Source organism: Prevotella sp. tc2-28 (assembly GCF_900107705.1).
Lineage (GTDB): Bacteria > Bacteroidota > Bacteroidia > Bacteroidales > Bacteroidaceae > Prevotella.
Genome location: NZ_FNRE01000024.1, coordinates 1 through 17,365 on the forward strand (window position 1 = coordinate 1; position 17,365 = coordinate 17,365).

A 17,365-nucleotide genomic window follows, 5' to 3' on the forward strand; every position below is an offset into this window, starting at 1 on the left:
AATGTCGATTTACCCGTCCCCGCTTTACCAGTTAGGAATAGCGAGCGACGGGTAAACTGTATAATCTGGAGGGCTTGCTGCCACTCCTTGTTATCAAGGTCTAATTCCTCCGTGTTCAATTTTCTATCTTTGTCTGTTTAGGCTCCTCGGCAGCTTGCTGTGCATCGGGGTGTGCCGTATTGGTAACGTGCTCTTGGTGCTCCTTCGGACGCATAACTTCGTTGCCATACTCGTCAAGTACCATCTCCATTTCTGGTTTAGCAGCCAGACTGTCAACAGCTATGGAGTCGGAATCGGCTGGTGCCTTGAAATATCCGCCACAGTTGTAGTCGATGGCATTGTCGAGACCTTCTGGCTTGTCGAACTTGGTACGGTAGTGCTTAAACTGCTTGTCACTGAGTACCGAACCGAGGAAGTAGCCACAGATAGGCAAGGCGGTGCGGTTGCCCTGTCCAAGCATTCCCGTACGGAAATGGATGCAACGGTATTCACCACCAACCCATGCACCACAGACCAGACGGGGAGTAGTGCCGACAAACCAAGCGTCGGAGTGGTTGTTTGACGTACCTGTCTTACCTCCGAAGTCGGTATCATTGTTGGCATCACCTACAAAGCCACGCAGGCGTGACGAGGTGCCACTCATACCACCCATCAGTAATTGCTGGACGTAGAAAGCACTCTTGGGTGAGAGAACTTGTCGCTCTTCAGGATTGGCCTCATAGAGCACATTCCCGTCGCGGTCCTCAATGCGGGTAACCAGTACGGGGTCGATGGCCTTTCCGTCATTCACGGGTGTACAGTATGCACCGACCAATTCCAATAGGTTAACATCACTTGCACCAAGCGTCAATGCTGGTGTCGCGGTGAGTTTCGACTTAATACCCATATCATGAGCGGTCTTCACTATATGTTCGATACCAACCTCTTGTCCCAAACGTGCTGCCACGCTGTTGACACTCATGGCAAAGGCCTGCTTCAGCGTGATGTTTGCACCCGAGAAACGACCGTCGGCATTGGTGGGTGCCCAGGTGACCTCCTTGCCATGATCCATCACCTTCATCGAGAAGTATTCATCCGTGCGGGTGTCGCAAGGAGTGATGCCCTGATTCATCGCCTCGGCATAGACAAAGAGCTTGAAGGTAGAACCCGGTTGGCGCATGGCTGTCACCTTGTCGTATTTCCACGTCTTGAAGTCGACATCGCCTACCCAAGCCTTGACGTGACCCGTCTGGGGCTCGATGGCCACGAAGCCACAATGCATGAAATGTTCCATATAACGGATGGAGTCCATGGTAGACATCTCTCGCACGATAGTTCCCTCGTCGTAGTCGAACAATTTAACCTGATGGGGTAGGTTGAGGTAATAGTCGATGGAATCCTGATTACCGTTGTACTTTTGATTCAGCATCTTGTAGTAAGGTGTCTTCTTGGCAAGGTCCTCGATAAAGTGAGGAATCTCCACGTGATGCTCGTCCTGCCAGGGATTCACATTACCCCAATGCTGGTTAAAAGTCTTCTGAACCTGTTTCATCTGCTTGATGGCAGCCTCCTCGGCATAGCGCTGCATGCGGCTGTCGAGTGTGGTGTGAATCTTCAGTCCTTCGGTATAGTAGGCATAGACACGATCGTCACCATAATACTCCTTACACCAGTTCTTCATGAAGTCAGCAACGGCTTCGCGGAAATAGTTGGCAGTACCGTCGTAGGCTGTCTCGACGCTGTAGTCCAGTTTGATTTCTTTCTGCTGGAGGGCTTTGCATTCCTCGGGAGTCAGATGATGGTGGCGCAACATATTGTCGAGCACCACATTACGACGGTTGAGGGCATTCTTCGGATTGATGCGGGGATTATAATAGGTGGTTGCCTTGAGCAGTCCTACCAGCACCGCACACTGGTCGGCAGTCAGGTGCTTGGGTGTGGTACCGAAATACGTCTTGGCTGCCGTTTTGATGCCAAAGGAGTTGGAACCGAAGTCTACCGTGTTGGCATACATCGTCAGAATCTCCTCCTTATTAAAATAATACTCCAGCTTATAGGCGGTAATCCATTCCTTGCTCTTCATGATGAGCATTTTGAGACCAGGGATGGAACCGAGCAGTCCTGTAGAATACTGCGTGCGAACACGGAACAGGTTCTTGGCCAGCTGCTGGGTAATCGTTGACGCACCACGCGCATCACGGTGAAGCACATAGTCTTTCAGCGCAGCTCCGAAAGCCTGATAGTCGATGCCATGATGACGATAGAAACGCTCGTCCTCCGTATCGATGAGTGCTTCCCAGAATTTCGGGCTCACATCGTCATAGGTCACGGGCATGCGGTTCTCGCTGAAGAACTTACCGATAACCTTACCGTCAGCGCTGTATATCTGTGAGGCCTCAGCGGGGTGGGTGTTCTTGACATCATGGATAGAAGGCGACTTACCGAAAAGCCACAGGAAGTTCATGTCAACCATGATGAGGTAGAGCAGGAAGGTAACAACGAGTGTGGCAAGTCCGACTGCTGTCTTGACATACCAGGGACGTCCACGATAGAGCCCTTTATACCATTGTCCACATTGCTTGAACAGCGTACTTATTCTCTCAACGTATTTACTCATAATGCGAAATAAATTTCAGGATTTTGTCTTGTTGGTCAGGATGAAACCAGGTTACTTGCTCATCTCTTTTATACCAAGTTAGTTGTTTGCGGGCATAGCGTCGGGTATTCCCCTTGATGCGTTCAACGGCTTCTTCCAAAGGCCATCGCCCGTCTATATAGTCGAATAGTTCTTTATATCCTACGGTATTCAAAGCGTTGGTGCTACGGTAGGCTGATACAGAACGGACCTCGTCAAGCAATCCTTCGCTCATCATGGTGTCTACCCGCTGATTAATCCTGTCGTAGAGCTCCTGACGGTCGCGGGTAAGTCCTATCTTGACAATCTGAAAGGGACGCTCCTTGCGCTTTTGTGTGCGGAAGGAGGTGTAAGTCTTTCCGGTCTGATAGCATATCTCCAATGCGTGAATCACACGGCGATGGTTCTGACGGTCAACGACCTCATAATGCTCGGGGTCCAGTCGGCGAAGGTCTTCACAGAGTGCATCAAGTCCCTCTTCCTGATAACGACGTTTCATCTCATTACGGATATCGTCACGAACGGTGGGAATGTCGTCAATGCCATTGCATACAGCGTCTATATACATCATGCTGCCTCCGCTGAGCAACTGTACCGGAGAGTCGACAAACAACTTTTCCAGTAGTTGGACAACCTCTTGCTCGTACATGGAGGCATTATAGTAGTCGGTGATGCTCTTGGTGCCTACGAAATAGTGCTTGACTTGTTGCATCTGTTCTGCTGTCGGTGAGGCCGTACCAATTTTCAGTTCTTGATAGATCTGACGTGAATCAGCATTGATAATTGGTATTCCGTAGTGTTTGGCAATCTCGATGGTAAGAGCTGTCTTTCCTACGGCAGTAGGTCCCGTAACGGCAATCAGCGTGTTCATTTACCGGATGACTCCGCGTTTTGAATTCTCTATAAATGAGCAGATATATTCCACCTCTTTCGAGTCGGGATATTTGGCACGGGCCTCAGCAATACCGTCTTTCAGCACACCTTTAGCATAGATGATGCGATAGGCATCATGGATGGCTTCTATCGTCTCGTTGGGGAATCCACGGCGTCGCAAGCCAATCAGGTTGACGCCAGCATAGCGGACGGGCTCCTTACCGGCAATGACGTAAGGTGGGATGTCCTGACTCGTGCGCGTTCCACCCTGGAACATGATATAGCTTCCTACACGACAGAACTGGTGGAACAGACAGGTTGCAGAAATGATGGCATAGTCTTCCACTTCAACCTCACCGGCAAACTTGGTGGAATTACCGATGATGCAGCCATTGCCAATGACACAGTCGTGAGCCACATGCATGTTCTCCATCAGCAGGTTACCGTTACCAACCACCGTCTTGCCCTTGGACGCGGTGCCGCGGCTAATGGTTACATTCTCGCGGATAGAATTGTTGTCGCCTATCTCGCAGGTAGTCTCTTCACCCTTGAACTTCAAATCCTGGGGCTTGGTGGAGATGGACGAGCCTGGGAAGAACTCGTTATTGTTACCAATGCGTGCACCATAATGTATGGTGACGTTATTGAGCAGCTTGTTGTTGTCGCCAATGACTACGTTTTTGTCAATCACACAGAAAGGACCAATCACGTTACCGTCGCCTAGTTTTGCTTCGGGGTCAACGACTGCTAGGGGATGTATTTGATTCATAGATTACTTGTTTTTTACTATTTGAGCGGTGAATGTAGCCTCTGCGACAACATGGTCTCCCACAAAGATATAGCCCTTCATGGATGAGATTCCGTGACGAACGGGAGCCAGGAGGTCGACTTTGAAGATGAGTGTGTCGCCGGGAACAACTTTCTGGCGGAACTTTACATCGTCAATCTTCATGAAGTAGGTAGACCAGCGCTCGGGCTCTTCCAGCGTGTTCAGAATCAGCAGTCCGCCACATTGTGCCATCGCCTCAACCTGCAGCACGCCAGGCATAACGGGCTCTTCGGGGAAGTGTCCCTGGAAGAAAGGCTCGTTGGATGTCACGTTCTTGATGCCGACAATGGTATTGGCACCCAAAGCGATGACTTTGTCTACCAACTGCATGGGATAGCGATGAGGAAGCAATTCGCGGATACGGTTAACATCCATGATTGGCTCTTCGTTGGGATCGTAGATAGGAGCTTGTATCTCATGTTTACGTATCTCTTTGCGCATCTGGCGAGCGAACTTGTTATTGATGGTGTGACCAGGACGCGTAGCGATGATGCGTCCCTTGATGGGTTTGCCAATCAGCGCCATGTCACCGACGATGTCAAGCAGCTTATGGCGTGTACACTCATTCTCCCATACCAACGGCTTGTGCTGGATATAACCTAACTCGGTGGCATCGCGATGCTCTACGTGGAGCATGTCAGCCAGTTGGTCGAGTTGTTCTTGTGATATCTGACGCTCATATATCACGATAGCGTTATCCATATCACCGCCTTTGATCAGGTTAGCCTGCAGAAGGGGCTGGATGTCGCGAACGAAGACAAATGTACGGGCAGCAGCTATCTCAGTAGCAAACTTGTCAATCTTGTCAAGCGTTGCAAACTGGGAGTTGATGAACTTGGACTCAAAAGAGCACATTGCCGTGAGTGAGAACTCCTCGTCGGGAAGAATGGTGATGCAAGAACCGGTCTTGTCGTCTTTTACCTCAATCTTCTTGCGAATGACATACCAGTCTTTCGGAGCGTTCTGCTCTTCAATACCAACTTCTTTAATCTTGTCGACATACTGGATGGCAGAACCGTCAAGGATGGGGAATTCCGGACCGTTAACCTGTATCAGACAGTTGTCAATGCCCAGGGCATAGAGTGCTGCCAGTCCGTGTTCTACGGTGCTGACTCGGATGTCGTCACCTTTGCCAAGCACGGTGCCACGCTGGGTGTCAACCACATTTTCTGCTATGGCATCAATGATGGGCTCGCCTTCAAGGTCAATACGCTGAATCTTATATCCAAAGTTCTCTGAAGCAGGATTGAACGTAACGGTCAGGTTTAAACCTGTATGCAGTCCTTTTCCATAAAGAGAGAAACTGCCTTTAAGTGTCTTCTGTTTCATGATTTATTGTAGTTTCTTTTTTAATTCATCAATTTCGCGCTGCATAGCGGCAATCTGTCGATACATGTCAGGCAATTTGGCATCAAGGGCTCTTGCCTTGAAATACATCTTGGGGTTGACTGCCGGTGAACCGATTAAGGTCTCGCCGTTTCCTTTGGTGTCACCGATGACACCACACTGGGCTCCCACCATGGTGCGGTCTGCTACATGGATATGACCGGAGAAACCAGCCTGTCCGCCAACCATACACCAAGCGCCAATCTTTGTGGAGCCAGCCATACCTACTTGAGCTGACATGACGGTGTTCTCACCAATCTCACAATTGTGGGCTACCTGAATGAGGTTGTCCAGTTTGACTCCCTGATGAATGATGGTCTGTCCCATCGTAGAGCGGTCGATACAAGTATTGGCACCAATTTCAACGTTATCCTCGATAATCACAATGCCTATCTGAGGAATCTTCTCGTAGCCTTCTTGGTTAGGAGCGAAGCCGAAACCGTCGGCACCTATAACAGAACCGGCATGAATGGTAACGTTCTTGCCAATCTGGCAACCGTCATAGATGGTGACATTGGGATGGATGATGGAACCGTCGCCAATCTTCACATTTTCACCAACACAGGCAAAAGGACCGATGTAGACGTCTTTGCCGATAACAGCAGACTCTGCGACAAAGGCAAGGGGATGAACACCCACCTTCTTAGGCAGCGAGGCTGCATACATCTGGAGCAGTTTGGCGACACACTCATAGGCGTTCTTCACGCGAATGAGCGTTGCGCTGACAGGCTTTTCAAGTTCCACGTCCTCGTTAATCAGAACGATACTGGCCTTTGTTTCGTAGACATATTGGGTATATTTGGGATTGGAAAGAAAAGTGATGGCTCCCTCTTTGCCTTCTTCTATCTTAGCAAAAGTGTTAACAACAGCATTGTCATTGCCTTCCACACGACCGCCAATAAAGTCGGCTATTTGTTTGGCTGTAAATTGCATCATATAACTTTTAGTTTTAATAAACGCTGCAAAGATACAAAAAAATATTCAAACTCGTTGATAACACAAGTAATATTTACGTATTTTTTTTGAAAGTAGTTGCACATTTAAGATTTCTGAAGCATCTGCAATATCTTTTACGGTACCGTCTTTGTAAAGAATTCCGATACTGTCGTCTTCCGGATTGTACATATCTTTTCCAATCTCCGTCAGCGTCAGCATATAACGGGCATCATCTTTCGTGATGTCCATGGCTGCTGCTATTTGATTCAGTTTCTCTTCGATGTACTCGTCGGTGGGACGGTCCTCGGTCACTTCTACTTTGAAGAGATGGCGGTCAACCATATCCGTTGCCAGCGTTGACAGGATCTTGTCGCTGCTATGCTTCCATACTTTCAGCGCACTCCAGATGTCGGAATCATCCAGTTCGGCATACATGGACAGTGCCTCCTGATGACCGGCGAACCATTTGGCATCGACATCGTTTTTCATGAAATAGGCAAGGGCAGGAGAGGCAAAGACATCTTCTCCCTGCTGGAACAAGTGTTTTGCGCGTCTTAGGGTGTTGACGAGTATTTTCTCATAGCCCACAGCCGTCTTATGCAGGTATACCTGCCAATACATGAGTCTTCGGGTTGTCAGGTAATTCTCTATCGAATAGATTCCTTTGGAGTCGACAACCAGTTTGTCATCCATGACATTCAGCATCTTGATGATTCGTGCCGACCCGATATTACCTTCCGTTACTCCGGTATAGAATGAGTCGCGGCGCAGGTAGTCAAGGCGGTCCATGTCTAACTGACTGGAAATGAGCTGATGGTAAATCTTATTGGGATATTCGTCTTTGAAAATGGCTATTGCCAGATTGAGCCGGCCTTTCAAGTCGTGGTTGATTTGTTCCATCATCATCAGCGAGATATCTTCATGTGAGATACCATGAATCAGCGTATTTTCCAGGACGTGAGAAAAGGGACCATGTCCGATGTCATGCATGAGGATTGCAGCCTGGACAGCCTCCGCTTCCGAGTCGAAAATGTAAATTCCTTTCTCATTCAGCGATTTGACTGCTTCTGACATCAAATGAAAGGCGCCCAGCGAATGTTGGAAACGAGTGTGGCGCGCTCCGGGATAGACTACCGATGCCAATCCCAACTGGTTGATTCGGTTAAGACGTTGAAAAAAGGGATGCTGTACGATATCATACAGCAACCCTCTTTTGATTTTGATAAACCCGAAAACGGGGTCGTTTATAATCTTATGTTCATTCATAAACTAATAGATAATCATAGATAGCAGATAAGCCACGATGGTTGATGTGGAAACGCAAATCAAACCGGGCATCATGAACGAGTGGTTCAGCAGGTACTTTCCGATAATCGTGGTTCCTGAACGGTCAAAGTTTACCGTTGCAATATCGCTGGGATAGTTCGGGATGAAGAAATAGCCGTAGACGGAGGGCAGCACACCGAGCAGGACAGGACCGTCAATGCCCAGCGAATAGGCCAGGGGTAGCATGGCTACGACAACCGCTCCCTGCGAGTTGATGAGTACCGAAACCATGAAGAAAACCAAGGCGATGGACCACGGATATTCCTTCACGATGTCTGTCAGCATCACTTGCATCTCACCCATATAGTTGGAGAAATAGGTATCTGCCAACCAGGCAATACCATAGATGGCCACGACGGCAACCATACCCGACTGCCATACAGGACCGGCGACGGCTTTCTTGGGCGATGCCTTGCAGAACATGATCATCAAGGCTGCTGCGGTAATCATGACAATCTGAATGACGAGATTCATGGCAAGCGGTTTCTTGAAGAACTCCGTCATTCCGTCCACATGAATCTTGGCTTTTACCAGCTGGTCTGCCGTTAGTGTCAGCTGATCGTTGATAACCAACGGGTCGGTGCCTTTGATGCCTCGCAAGGTGTCATAGGAAGGTAGCGCGTTTTGGAAGATGGCAAAGAACACGATGACTGCCAAGGCTCCCAGGAAGATAAACACCGCGCGTTTGGCTTCGGGGGGAATTCGCTTGTCAAGTGTCGTCGTGGTACTGCCGTAGATATAGTCATACTGAGCAGGGTCTTTCAACTTAGCCTGGAACAGAGGGTCTTTGTCCAGGTCCAGTCCTCGGTGGTAGCTGGCAGCAGCGGCAGCCATCAGACCGCATAGGCAGGCCGGTATGGAAATCATCAAGGTACCGGGAATGGTGACGTTGAACCCGTTGGCGTTTGATATGCTGACAAAGGCCACCACGGCAGCCGCAATCGGTGAACAAGTGATGCCCACCTGTGAGGCTATAGAGGCGACGCCACAAGGACGTTCCGGACGGATTCCTTTCTTTAAGGCGATGTCGCAAATGATAGGCATCAGCGTGTATACCACATGGCCCGTTCCAACCAGCACGGTGAGGAAGAAGGTACATAGCGGAGCCAGGAATGTGATGCGGTCAGGGTGCTTGCGCAACAGTCGTTCGGCAATCTGTATCAGCCAGTCCATACCTCCTGAGGCTTGCATGATTCCCGCGCAGGTCACGGCGGCTATGATAATATAGATTACATCTGTTGGAGGTGTACCGGGCTTAAGTCCAAACCCAAAAACGAGTAGCGCAAGTCCGATACCGGAAATGGCTCCGAGTGCAAGACTTCCGTAACGTGAACCAACCCAGAGTGCCCCCAGCACAATCATGAGTTGTAGAATCATCATTAGTGACATATTACTATTTTAGATTTAAGTTATTTTTTCAATTATGGTTGCAAATGTAGTCATTATTTTTGAATTTGCAAAGAAAAACGCGACAAACTTTATGAAAGTCTGCGTGATAGGAAGAACTGCTGGGTGCGCAGAAAATACAATACGACACCAATCAGGTTGACTATGGCAACGGTCCAGAAAGCCGCCGTGTAGCTAAACAGCTCGGCAATGACGCCGCCGATGAGAATGCCCAGTCCCATGCCCACGTCCCAGGAAACGAGAATGGTTGAGTTGGCGGTGCCTCGTTCATGATGATGAGCCACATTGATAATCATGTTCTGGAAAGCTGGCCACAAATGTCCGTTGCCCAGTCCGATGAGGATGGCGGAACCATAGTAGCCGATATGGTTGGGAATGGCGATAAACAGGGTGTATCCGATGAGGGAGATGACCATTCCTTCTGCGGCATTGTGGGTAAGGCGTCCCTGGCGCAAGGCTTTGCCACCCTGAAGACGGGACAGCATAAGGCCGATGGCACACAGCATGAACCAAGTACCGGTGCCGCCTGTCATGTGGAGCACTTGTTTCCCATAGATGGCCAGATAGTTGCTGAGCACCCCGAAGCAGAATCCGAAGAATATCATGTTTACGCCAATTAACCAACCCTTTTTCAGGAAGAACCGGTCTAGGGACATGGTCATGGGACGTTGCACGGCTGAGGTCTGACGGGGCTTGTCCATCTTAATGGTGGAGTCAACGACAAGTCCGAAGGTGGCAATGGCGAACGACAGCCAGAAGAGCAGTTGGAAGTTGTGCGTCTGGGTATAGATAAACAGGGCAAAGGTTGGTGAGATGGCCATCGCCAGATTGTTGGATAATCCGTAATATCCGATTCCCTCGTTACGACGGGAGGAAGGCAGGACATCAATGGCAACCGTGGAATTGGCTACCGTGACGGCTCCGAAGGGTCCTCCGTGAAGGGTTCGCAAGATGGTGAAGAGGAGTAGGGAGGTGGCTATGAGATAGCCGGCAAAGAAGATGGCAAACATGCTGAATGCTACCAGCAATACCGTCTTGCGCGGAAAGGTGTCGACGAGGAAACCGCTAAAAGGTCGGAACAAGAGTGCCACGAGGGTGTATCCCGACAGTACGAAACCAATCACATCCTTGGTGGCTCCGAAAGTCTCATGGAGATAAAGGGGCAACAGGGGCGTTAACAGGTAGAAGGCAAAGAACAGGGCGAAATTCGCCGTCATTACCTTGCAGTAGTTATGGTTCCAGAGGCGTTCCATTCAGAATTGACGGAGAGCAGCCAGCAGTTCGTTGTTTTCTGTACGGGTTCCTATGGTGATGCGAAGACAGTTGTCACAAAGCTGTATGCGACTGCGGTTGCGCACAATGATACCTTTGTCCACCAGATAGTCATAAATCTTCTTGGCATCGGTCATGCGAGCCAGGAAGAAGTTGGCATCCGTCTTGAAAATCTGCTGGCATATCGGGAGTTCCGTGAATGCCTGCATGACTCGGTAACGTTCTGTGAGCAACGTCTTCACCCACTTGTCTACCTCAAAGGGATCTTCGAGGGCCTTGAGTGCCTGTTGTTGGGTGAGCAGGTTGACATTGTAAGGATATTTCACCTTGTTGTATATCGCGATGATCTCAGGTGAGGCGAAGGCCATTCCCAGACGGATAGCTGCTGAGCCCCACGCCTTCGACATGGTCTGCAGGATGATGAGGTTGGGGTGTGTGGGGAGTTCCGGTCGCATGGACTTCTGCTGGGCGAAGTCGATATAGGCCTCGTCGATGATGACAATGCCGTCGAAGTGCTCTACCACGCGTAGCATCTCGTCGCGGTCGAGTGAATTGCCGGTGGGATTGTTTGGCGAACACAACCAGATGATTTTCGTGTTCTCGTCGCAGGCAGCAAGCAACCGGTCTGCCGAGAACTCGTAGTTGTCGTCCAGCAGGACAGGGCGGTATTCCACATCGTTGATGTCGGCACAAACCGCATACATGCCATAACTGGGAGCAATGGCGACGACGTTGTCTTTTCCTGGCCGGCAGAAGATGCGATACGACAAGTCGATAGGCTCGTCGCTGCCATTACCGAGGAAGATCATATTCTCGGGAACACCTTTCACCTTCGTCAACCTGGCCTTCAGTTCGCGTTGAAGGGGGTCGGGATAGCGGTTGTATGGAGCGTTATAGGGATTCTCGTTGGCGTCCAGGAAGATGTGAGCTTCCTTTCCTGAATACTCATCGCGGGCTGACGAGTAGGGAGCCAGGCTCCATATATTGGGTCTTACCAGTTTCTCTAAGCTAATCATCGTTACTCATTGCTAATTACTTATTTATTAATTGCCCGGATGCGCACGCTCATGGCATTCTTATGTGCATCCAGTTGCTCGGCTTCTGCCATCAGTTCTACGGCACGTCCGATGTGTCGGATACCGTCTTCCGTCAGGTGCTGGAAGGTAATCTTGCGACAGTAGGAGTCGAGGTTCACACCATTGTATGCTGTAGCATATCCGTGAGTAGGAAGGGTGTGGTTAGTACCGCTGGCATAGTCGCCGGCACTCTCGCAGGCATAGGCTCCGAGGAACACGCTGCCGGCATTGACCACGCGCTCAGCAAGCTGTTCGTAGTCTTTCACTTGCAGGATGAGGTGTTCAGGGGCATAGGCATTGGATAGCGCCATCATCTCGTCAACGCTGTTCACCAGCACATAGCGGCTGTTGTCAAGAGCCTTGGCGGCGATCTCCTTGCGTGGCAGCTGTTGCAACTGGCGCTCCACTTCTTTCTGCACCTCGTTGAGTTTTGCTTCGCTGGTGGTGATAAACAGCACCTGCGAGTCTATGCCGTGTTCTGCTTGCGACAACAGGTCGGCAGCAACAAACTCCGCGTTTGCAGTATCGTCGGCTAAGACGCAGACTTCCGACGGCCCTGCAGGCATGTCGATGGCTACTTCGTCAAGACTCACTTGTTGCTTGGCTGCCATCACATACTGATTTCCCGGACCGAATATCTTATAGACCTTGGGAACGGTTTCGGTGCCGTAGGCCATAGCACCAATGGCTTGCACACCACCTATTTTATAAATCTTGCTGACTCCTGCTATGCGGGCAGCCATCAGGATGGCGGGATTTACCTTACCCTCGCTGTTGGGAGGCGTACAGAGCACAATCTCCTTGCATCCGGCAATCTTGGCTGGGGTAGCCAGCATCAGCACGGTGGAGAAGAGGGGAGCGGTACCGCCGGGAATATACAGTCCGACGCGCTCTATGGCAACACTCTTCTGCCAGCAGACAACGCCTTCCTGCGTCTTTACCTTTTGTCCGACAAACCGCTGGGAGATATGAAAGACCTTGATGTTGTGGTGTGCCAGGATAATGGCGTCGCGCAACTCGTTGCTGACCAGTTGCTCTGCCTCGTCCATCTCTTGTTCCGAGACGGCCAGCGATGTCAGGGCAGCCTTGTCAAACTTCAGTTCATACTCGCGGACAGCTTCGTCGCCACGTGCCTTGATGTCTGCCAGGACCGTTGCTACGGTGTCGTTCAGTTGTGTCAGGTTCAGACGCGGGCGGGCAATGATGTCCGGCCACACTTCCCGTTTCGGATTTCTATATATTATCATTTCTCTAACCTCTTAATTCTTACCTCTAACCTCTCACCTCTTACCTCTCACCTCTAACCTCTTACCTCTCACCTCTTATAGTATCATTTTCTCTATCGGGGTGACAAGGATGCCTTGTGCGCCCATCTCTTTCAGTTTGCCGATAATCTCCCAGAAACGCTTCTGGTCCAGGACGGTGTGAACGGAGCACCACTCCTCGTCGGCCAACGGGATGATCGTGGGACTCTTCAGTCCGGGAAGCACGTTGATGATTTCCTGCAGACGGGCCTTGGGAGCATTCATCCGCACATATTTCTTGTCCTCGGCATCCTTTACGGCCTTGAAGCGGAACAGCATCTCGTCGAGGGTGGCTCGCTTGCCGGCTGACATCTTCTTGTTGCCAATCAGCAGGGCCTCGCTCTGCATCACCACCTCGACCTCGCGCAGGTTGTTGCTGACCAGCGTGGAACCTGACGACACGATATCGAAGATACCGTCAGCCAAACCGATGCCCGGACTAATCTCCACCGAACCGGTAATGACGTGAATCTCGCAGTCGATACCTTGCTCGCGCATGTAGTTCCTCAGGATGTTGGGGTAGGAGGTGGCTATCTTCTTTCCGTTGAACCAGTTGACGCCACGATAGTCTATCTCCTTGGGAATGGCCAGCGACAGGCGGCATTTCGAGAAGCCCAGACGGGAGATGACCTCGGCATCTTCGCCACGCTCTACGAATTCGTTTTCGCCAACCACGCCGATGTCAGCCACGCCGGAGGCTACTGACTGGGGGATATCATCATCGCGAAGGTATAGTACTTCCAGGGGGAAATTGGTTGATTGCACTAGTAATGTGCGCTTCGAGGCGCTCACCTTGATGTCGGCCTCTGCAAGCAGGTTCATGGTGTCTTCAAAGAGACGTCCTTTTGATTGTACAGCTATTCTTAACATGATTTCTTTTCTCTTCTAATTTAGAAATGTGCCTGCAAAGGTACGAATTAATTATGAATTATAAACGAAGAATTATAAAATATTTGCTACCTTTGCACCGTGAAATGGCATTTTGCATGGATATTTGGCCTCTTTTTGCTCGCTTCTTGTGTGCAAAAAAAGCAGGAAACCCTGGTCACTCCCTGGGGTGAGATTGCCGATACCATACCGACTGACGATGATTTTGACCTGGACGAGATTCAGCAGAATGGCGAACTGATAGCCCTCACGCTGACGGGTCCCGAGACGTATTACGATTACAAGGGCAAGCACCTCGGCACACAATATCTCTTGGCGCAGCGCTTTGCCGACAAACTGGGTGTGAGCCTGCGAATGGAGGTCTGTCGCGATACTGCCGAGATGATGAGAAGACTGGAGGATGGCGATGCCGACCTCATCTGCTATCCGATGACGAAGAAAGGCCTCGGTTGGATTGTCGGCGACGACAAGGAGGACCTGGAAGACGAACTGCAGGCTTGGTTTAAGCCGTCGTTGGTCGACGAGGTGAAGAAAGAGGAGGAGTTTCTGCTTTCCAACAGAGCCGTCAAGCGACGCGTCTTTGCACCCATGCTGAACCGCACCGGAGGCGTCATTTCGCATTATGATGCCTTCTTCCAGCGTTATGCTGCCACTATCCGCTGGGACTGGCGCCTTATTGCTGCCCAATGTTACCAGGAGTCCACCTTCGACCCGCTGGCCAGGTCGTGGGCTGGTGCTTGCGGACTGATGCAGATCATGCCTGGCACGGCAGACCATCTGGGACTCTCGCGTGCCAATATCTACGACCCGGAACAGAACATCGCCGCTGCTGTCAGGTATCTGGCTGAACTCGAGCGCAGCTTCTCGGATATCCGTGAACACGCTGAGCGCACCCGTTTTGTGCTGGCAGCCTATAACGGCGGACATTTCCATATTCGTGACGCGATGGCGCTGGCCAGGAAACACGGCAGAAATCCCTATCATTGGCACGAGGTGGAACCCTTTGTCCTCGGACTTAGCAGACCTGAGTTCTACAACGACCCCGTGGTGAAGAACGGCTATATGCGAGGTTCCGAAACCGTGGATTATGTCCGCAAAATCCAGGAGCGCTGGAATGGTTACCGAGGCGTGAAAACCGTTCGCTCGGTAGCGGCTCCCAGTGGCATCCCGCAGAAAGCCAAGCGCGAACGCAAGAAGAAATTCCAGATCAACGAATAAGTCTCTCCCGACAAGGGACTGTATAATTATTTTTAAAGTGGTTTATATTTCAAGAAACATGAAAGAAATGAGAAATTGGATGCGTGCCGCCATCCTGACACTCTGTGGCACAATCACTTTTACAATGACATCTTGTTCAGCCGACGACAACTCAACTTCCGTTCAGCAGCCCGAACTCAGCAGCTATACCGTTGAGCAGATCAAGGCGTATGCCCAAGGAACCTGGCTTGATGAGATACAGCTCACCGACGACTCCGCTGTACGCCTCTATGATATCAACGAAGACGGTCATTGCAACATCTATGACTTCAACTTCAACGAGGAAAGCGAAGATGAGGAGGGTTTAGGCAGCTATGTCACCTATAACGGCACCTGGAGTGTCACCAACGACCTCAGCAAGCTCCATTTTGTAGATCAGCTCAACTTCAACGACTTAGAGCTGATTGGTGGCCTGCAGCTTAAGGTCAAGAAGAAGATCGATGAGAATGACGAGACCTATAAGGTATTCAAGGAACACGGTCTTGACCTCAATGCAGAAAAGATGGATACCCTTGCCATGCTGCGCGACAAAACCACAGGCGATATGGCGTTCATCAGTCACACCGATGCATATCTGCTGGCATTGCTCAACGAGACAGGCCAGCTCGTCGATGAGGAAGCTAGTGCCACTATGCGTACCAAGGCTGCCAACCGTTCTTACAGAAAATATTCGATCGAGGAGAGAATCAAGATGATGATCGAGTCAAACGAGCTGACCATGAAATCTCTGTCCCAGAAGTATAACAACAAGAAGATCGACAATGCTGATTATATGGGACGCTACTACAAAGGTCTGAATCCCCGAATCTGCGATATGTCGATCCTTGGAGCCGCCGCTGCTCCTACAGCCTACATTACCAAGGACTTGGGGAAATCAGTGTACTGCACATACAAACGCCAGTTCCTCTCTATTAAGGAGCTCTGGAATCTTGGCGTGCGCTACTTCGACCTCGGAACCATCTATGGGAGTGAAAAGGGGGCCAAAGACCTCGGCTTCTATGATGAGGATATGAAATACAGATATCCCAACGTCACCCTGAAACAGATTCTCGGGGACCTGAAGGAAATGCTTGATCAGCACCCCACTGAGACAGCCATTATCATGATCGACCAGGCACCTAACCTCGATAAAAAAATGATGTATGACGTCTACTTAGAGATCTCAAACACGATAGGGTCTGTATTCGATATCTACCATAAGGCGATAAACTACAGTCCTGACCTCCGTCTGGATGACTGTCGTGGTCTGCTCATCGTGATGAACAATTTCGAGAATCCCGTGCACAACCCCTCTCTGGGTGTATGCATGCGACCTGTCTGGAGCAAAGACATCAAGACTGCCGAAGTTGACTTCCCTGTTGTCAAGAAGAACCAGGTTACCGTCCAGGCTTGTAACTTTATTTCGTTGTATGATAACATAGACAAAAAAGACAAGGTGATGCAAACCCTGAAGATTGCCGATGAGTCTGCCAAGTCTGTCGAGCCGCATTGGGTCATCAATCACATGTCTGGTCGTGTGGGAGTTCCAGGTCTCCATATGAGCTACCTTGTAGGCGGCTCCTTGACGAACGAATTTGTGGGCAAAGACATCATAAAGATGAAATTAGCGAAGACTGGCATCATGGTAGTCGATTTCGTCGGCATCGACTATGAGGATAGCTACTGGCTCTTTAAAAATCCTTGCGGAGTAGACCTCATAGCCCCGATCATCGGTGCCAACTACTATGCCAGCAAGAATCACCTTATCTCACTTGACGAAGGCGACGTGGTGAAATAATCGCAAAAAGATAAACGCAAAAATGAGGGTGTGTCAAAATAGGCACACCCTCTTTTTCTATTTGTAATAGCCAATCCTGACGAAGTGGCGGGGTGGGGCGAAGGGATTCCACGATATGTGGAGCCAGCCATTGCCCGTGAGTAGTTGGTCGGTGAGTTGGTGAGCTTTGAGGAAGTCGACCAAGCGGTGAAACTGCTGAGGGTCCTTGGGGCGGATATCGGCAGCCTGGCCGAGCAAGTGCTGCGAGTTGCGGACACCACCCACATGGCGGTTGACGTCCTCGTTGCGGAAGCCGGAGTTGGTGAGGATGGGGCCGACCACTTGCCGGGCAGGTTCCAGGAGCATCACGCAGCCGTAGACCATGTTCGCCACGTGCTGCAGCGTGGGCTTGTTGCACGGGTACTTCTGCGTGTTGACGAA

The 17,365-nt window shown here is 50.4% G+C and carries 14 protein-coding genes; 2 read left to right on the top strand and 12 right to left on the bottom strand.

Features of this window, described 5'->3' with window-relative positions; genetic code table 11:
- Positions 1-115 precede the first annotated feature (115 nt).
- From BLU47_RS14235 to hisG, 11 genes are all read right to left on the bottom strand, one after another.
- Entirely contained in the window at positions 116-2,596 is a 2,481-nt protein-coding gene (locus tag BLU47_RS14235) for a transglycosylase domain-containing protein (RefSeq protein WP_143025589.1), read from the bottom strand.
- The gene (gene miaA, locus BLU47_RS14240) at positions 2,589-3,485 is read right to left on the bottom strand and encodes a tRNA (adenosine(37)-N6)-dimethylallyltransferase MiaA (RefSeq protein ID WP_091964418.1); all 897 of its coding nucleotides are present in this window, start codon (positions 3,483-3,485) and stop codon (positions 2,589-2,591) included. Before miaA ends, BLU47_RS14235 begins: the two co-directional genes overlap by 8 nt.
- Complete coding sequence (gene lpxA, locus BLU47_RS14245; RefSeq protein WP_091964421.1) at positions 3,486-4,256, bottom strand: acyl-ACP--UDP-N-acetylglucosamine O-acyltransferase; 771 nt, start codon at positions 4,254-4,256, stop codon at positions 3,486-3,488.
- 3 nt (positions 4,257-4,259) lie between these two features.
- On the bottom strand, positions 4,260-5,645 hold the full coding sequence (locus BLU47_RS14250) for a bifunctional UDP-3-O-[3-hydroxymyristoyl] N-acetylglucosamine deacetylase/3-hydroxyacyl-ACP dehydratase (RefSeq protein WP_091964424.1): 1,386 nt from the start codon (positions 5,643-5,645) through the stop codon (positions 4,260-4,262).
- Positions 5,646-5,648: 3 nt separating this feature from the next.
- A complete protein-coding gene (lpxD, locus tag BLU47_RS14255) occupies positions 5,649-6,635 on the bottom strand; it encodes a UDP-3-O-(3-hydroxymyristoyl)glucosamine N-acyltransferase (RefSeq protein WP_091964457.1) in 987 nt (328 codons plus the stop codon).
- Between the two features lie 48 nt (positions 6,636-6,683).
- Positions 6,684-7,904 carry an HD domain-containing protein gene (locus BLU47_RS14260; RefSeq protein WP_091964427.1) on the bottom strand — a complete coding sequence of 407 codons (1,221 nt, stop codon included), beginning with the start codon at positions 7,902-7,904 and terminating at the stop codon, positions 6,684-6,686.
- A 3-nt stretch (positions 7,905-7,907) separates the two neighbouring features.
- Positions 7,908-9,341: an anaerobic C4-dicarboxylate transporter gene (locus BLU47_RS14265; protein ID WP_369796997.1), complete on the bottom strand. Its 1,434-nt coding sequence runs from the start codon at positions 9,339-9,341 to the stop codon at positions 7,908-7,910.
- Between the two features lie 101 nt (positions 9,342-9,442).
- Positions 9,443-10,624: an MFS transporter gene (locus BLU47_RS14270; RefSeq protein ID WP_091964434.1), complete on the bottom strand. Its 1,182-nt coding sequence runs from the start codon at positions 10,622-10,624 to the stop codon at positions 9,443-9,445.
- Complete coding sequence (gene hisC, locus BLU47_RS14275; RefSeq protein WP_091964438.1) at positions 10,625-11,659, bottom strand: histidinol-phosphate transaminase; 1,035 nt, start codon at positions 11,657-11,659, stop codon at positions 10,625-10,627.
- Positions 11,660-11,679: 20 nt separating this feature from the next.
- Entirely contained in the window at positions 11,680-12,966 is a 1,287-nt protein-coding gene (gene hisD, locus BLU47_RS14280; RefSeq protein ID WP_091964441.1) for a histidinol dehydrogenase, read from the bottom strand.
- A 75-nt stretch (positions 12,967-13,041) separates the two neighbouring features.
- Positions 13,042-13,893, bottom strand: a complete 852-nt coding sequence (hisG, locus tag BLU47_RS14285; RefSeq protein WP_091964446.1) for an ATP phosphoribosyltransferase — start codon at positions 13,891-13,893, stop codon at positions 13,042-13,044.
- Between the two features lie 150 nt (positions 13,894-14,043).
- On the opposite strand from hisG, the gene BLU47_RS15225 reads away from it, so the two are divergent.
- Positions 14,044-15,129, top strand: coding sequence for an MltF family protein (locus BLU47_RS15225; RefSeq protein ID WP_255402230.1), 1,086 nt, complete (start codon positions 14,044-14,046; stop codon positions 15,127-15,129).
- Between the two features lie 67 nt (positions 15,130-15,196).
- Positions 15,197-16,945 carry a PI-PLC domain-containing protein gene (locus BLU47_RS14295; RefSeq protein WP_176780612.1) on the top strand — a complete coding sequence of 583 codons (1,749 nt, stop codon included), beginning with the start codon at positions 15,197-15,199 and terminating at the stop codon, positions 16,943-16,945.
- Positions 16,946-17,002: 57 nt separating this feature from the next.
- Here the strand turns inward: BLU47_RS14295 and BLU47_RS14300 are convergent, their stop codons facing one another.
- The gene (locus tag BLU47_RS14300; RefSeq protein WP_255402231.1) at positions 17,003-17,290 is read right to left on the bottom strand and encodes a D-Ala-D-Ala carboxypeptidase family metallohydrolase; all 288 of its coding nucleotides are present in this window, start codon (positions 17,288-17,290) and stop codon (positions 17,003-17,005) included.
- Between the last annotated feature and the right edge of the window lie 75 nt (positions 17,291-17,365).

Bases quoted from the DNA above. Each gene is read 5' to 3' on its own strand.
- BLU47_RS14235 (WP_143025589.1), bottom strand. From the start codon at position 2,596: ATGAGTAAATACGTTGAGAGAATAAGTACGCTGTTCAAGCAATGTGGA.
- miaA (WP_091964418.1), bottom strand. From the start codon at position 3,485: ATGAACACGCTGATTGCCGTTACGGGACCTACTGCCGTAGGAAAGACA.
- lpxA (WP_091964421.1), bottom strand. From the start codon at position 4,256: ATGAATCAAATACATCCCCTAGCAGTCGTTGACCCCGAAGCAAAACTA.
- BLU47_RS14250 (WP_091964424.1), bottom strand. From the start codon at position 5,645: ATGAAACAGAAGACACTTAAAGGCAGTTTCTCTCTTTATGGAAAAGGA.
- lpxD (WP_091964457.1), bottom strand. From the start codon at position 6,635: ATGCAATTTACAGCCAAACAAATAGCCGACTTTATTGGCGGTCGTGTG.
- BLU47_RS14260 (WP_091964427.1), bottom strand. From the start codon at position 7,904: ATGAATGAACATAAGATTATAAACGACCCCGTTTTCGGGTTTATCAAA.
- BLU47_RS14265 (WP_369796997.1), bottom strand. From the start codon at position 9,341: ATGATTCTACAACTCATGATTGTGCTGGGGGCACTCTGGGTTGGTTCA.
- BLU47_RS14270 (WP_091964434.1), bottom strand. From the start codon at position 10,624: ATGGAACGCCTCTGGAACCATAACTACTGCAAGGTAATGACGGCGAAT.
- hisC (WP_091964438.1), bottom strand. From the start codon at position 11,659: ATGATTAGCTTAGAGAAACTGGTAAGACCCAATATATGGAGCCTGGCT.
- hisD (WP_091964441.1), bottom strand. From the start codon at position 12,966: ATGATAATATATAGAAATCCGAAACGGGAAGTGTGGCCGGACATCATT.
- hisG (WP_091964446.1), bottom strand. From the start codon at position 13,893: ATGTTAAGAATAGCTGTACAATCAAAAGGACGTCTCTTTGAAGACACC.
- BLU47_RS14295 (WP_176780612.1), top strand. From the start codon at position 15,197: ATGAGAAATTGGATGCGTGCCGCCATCCTGACACTCTGTGGCACAATC.
- BLU47_RS14300 (WP_255402231.1), bottom strand. From the start codon at position 17,290: ATGCTCCTGGAACCTGCCCGGCAAGTGGTCGGCCCCATCCTCACCAAC.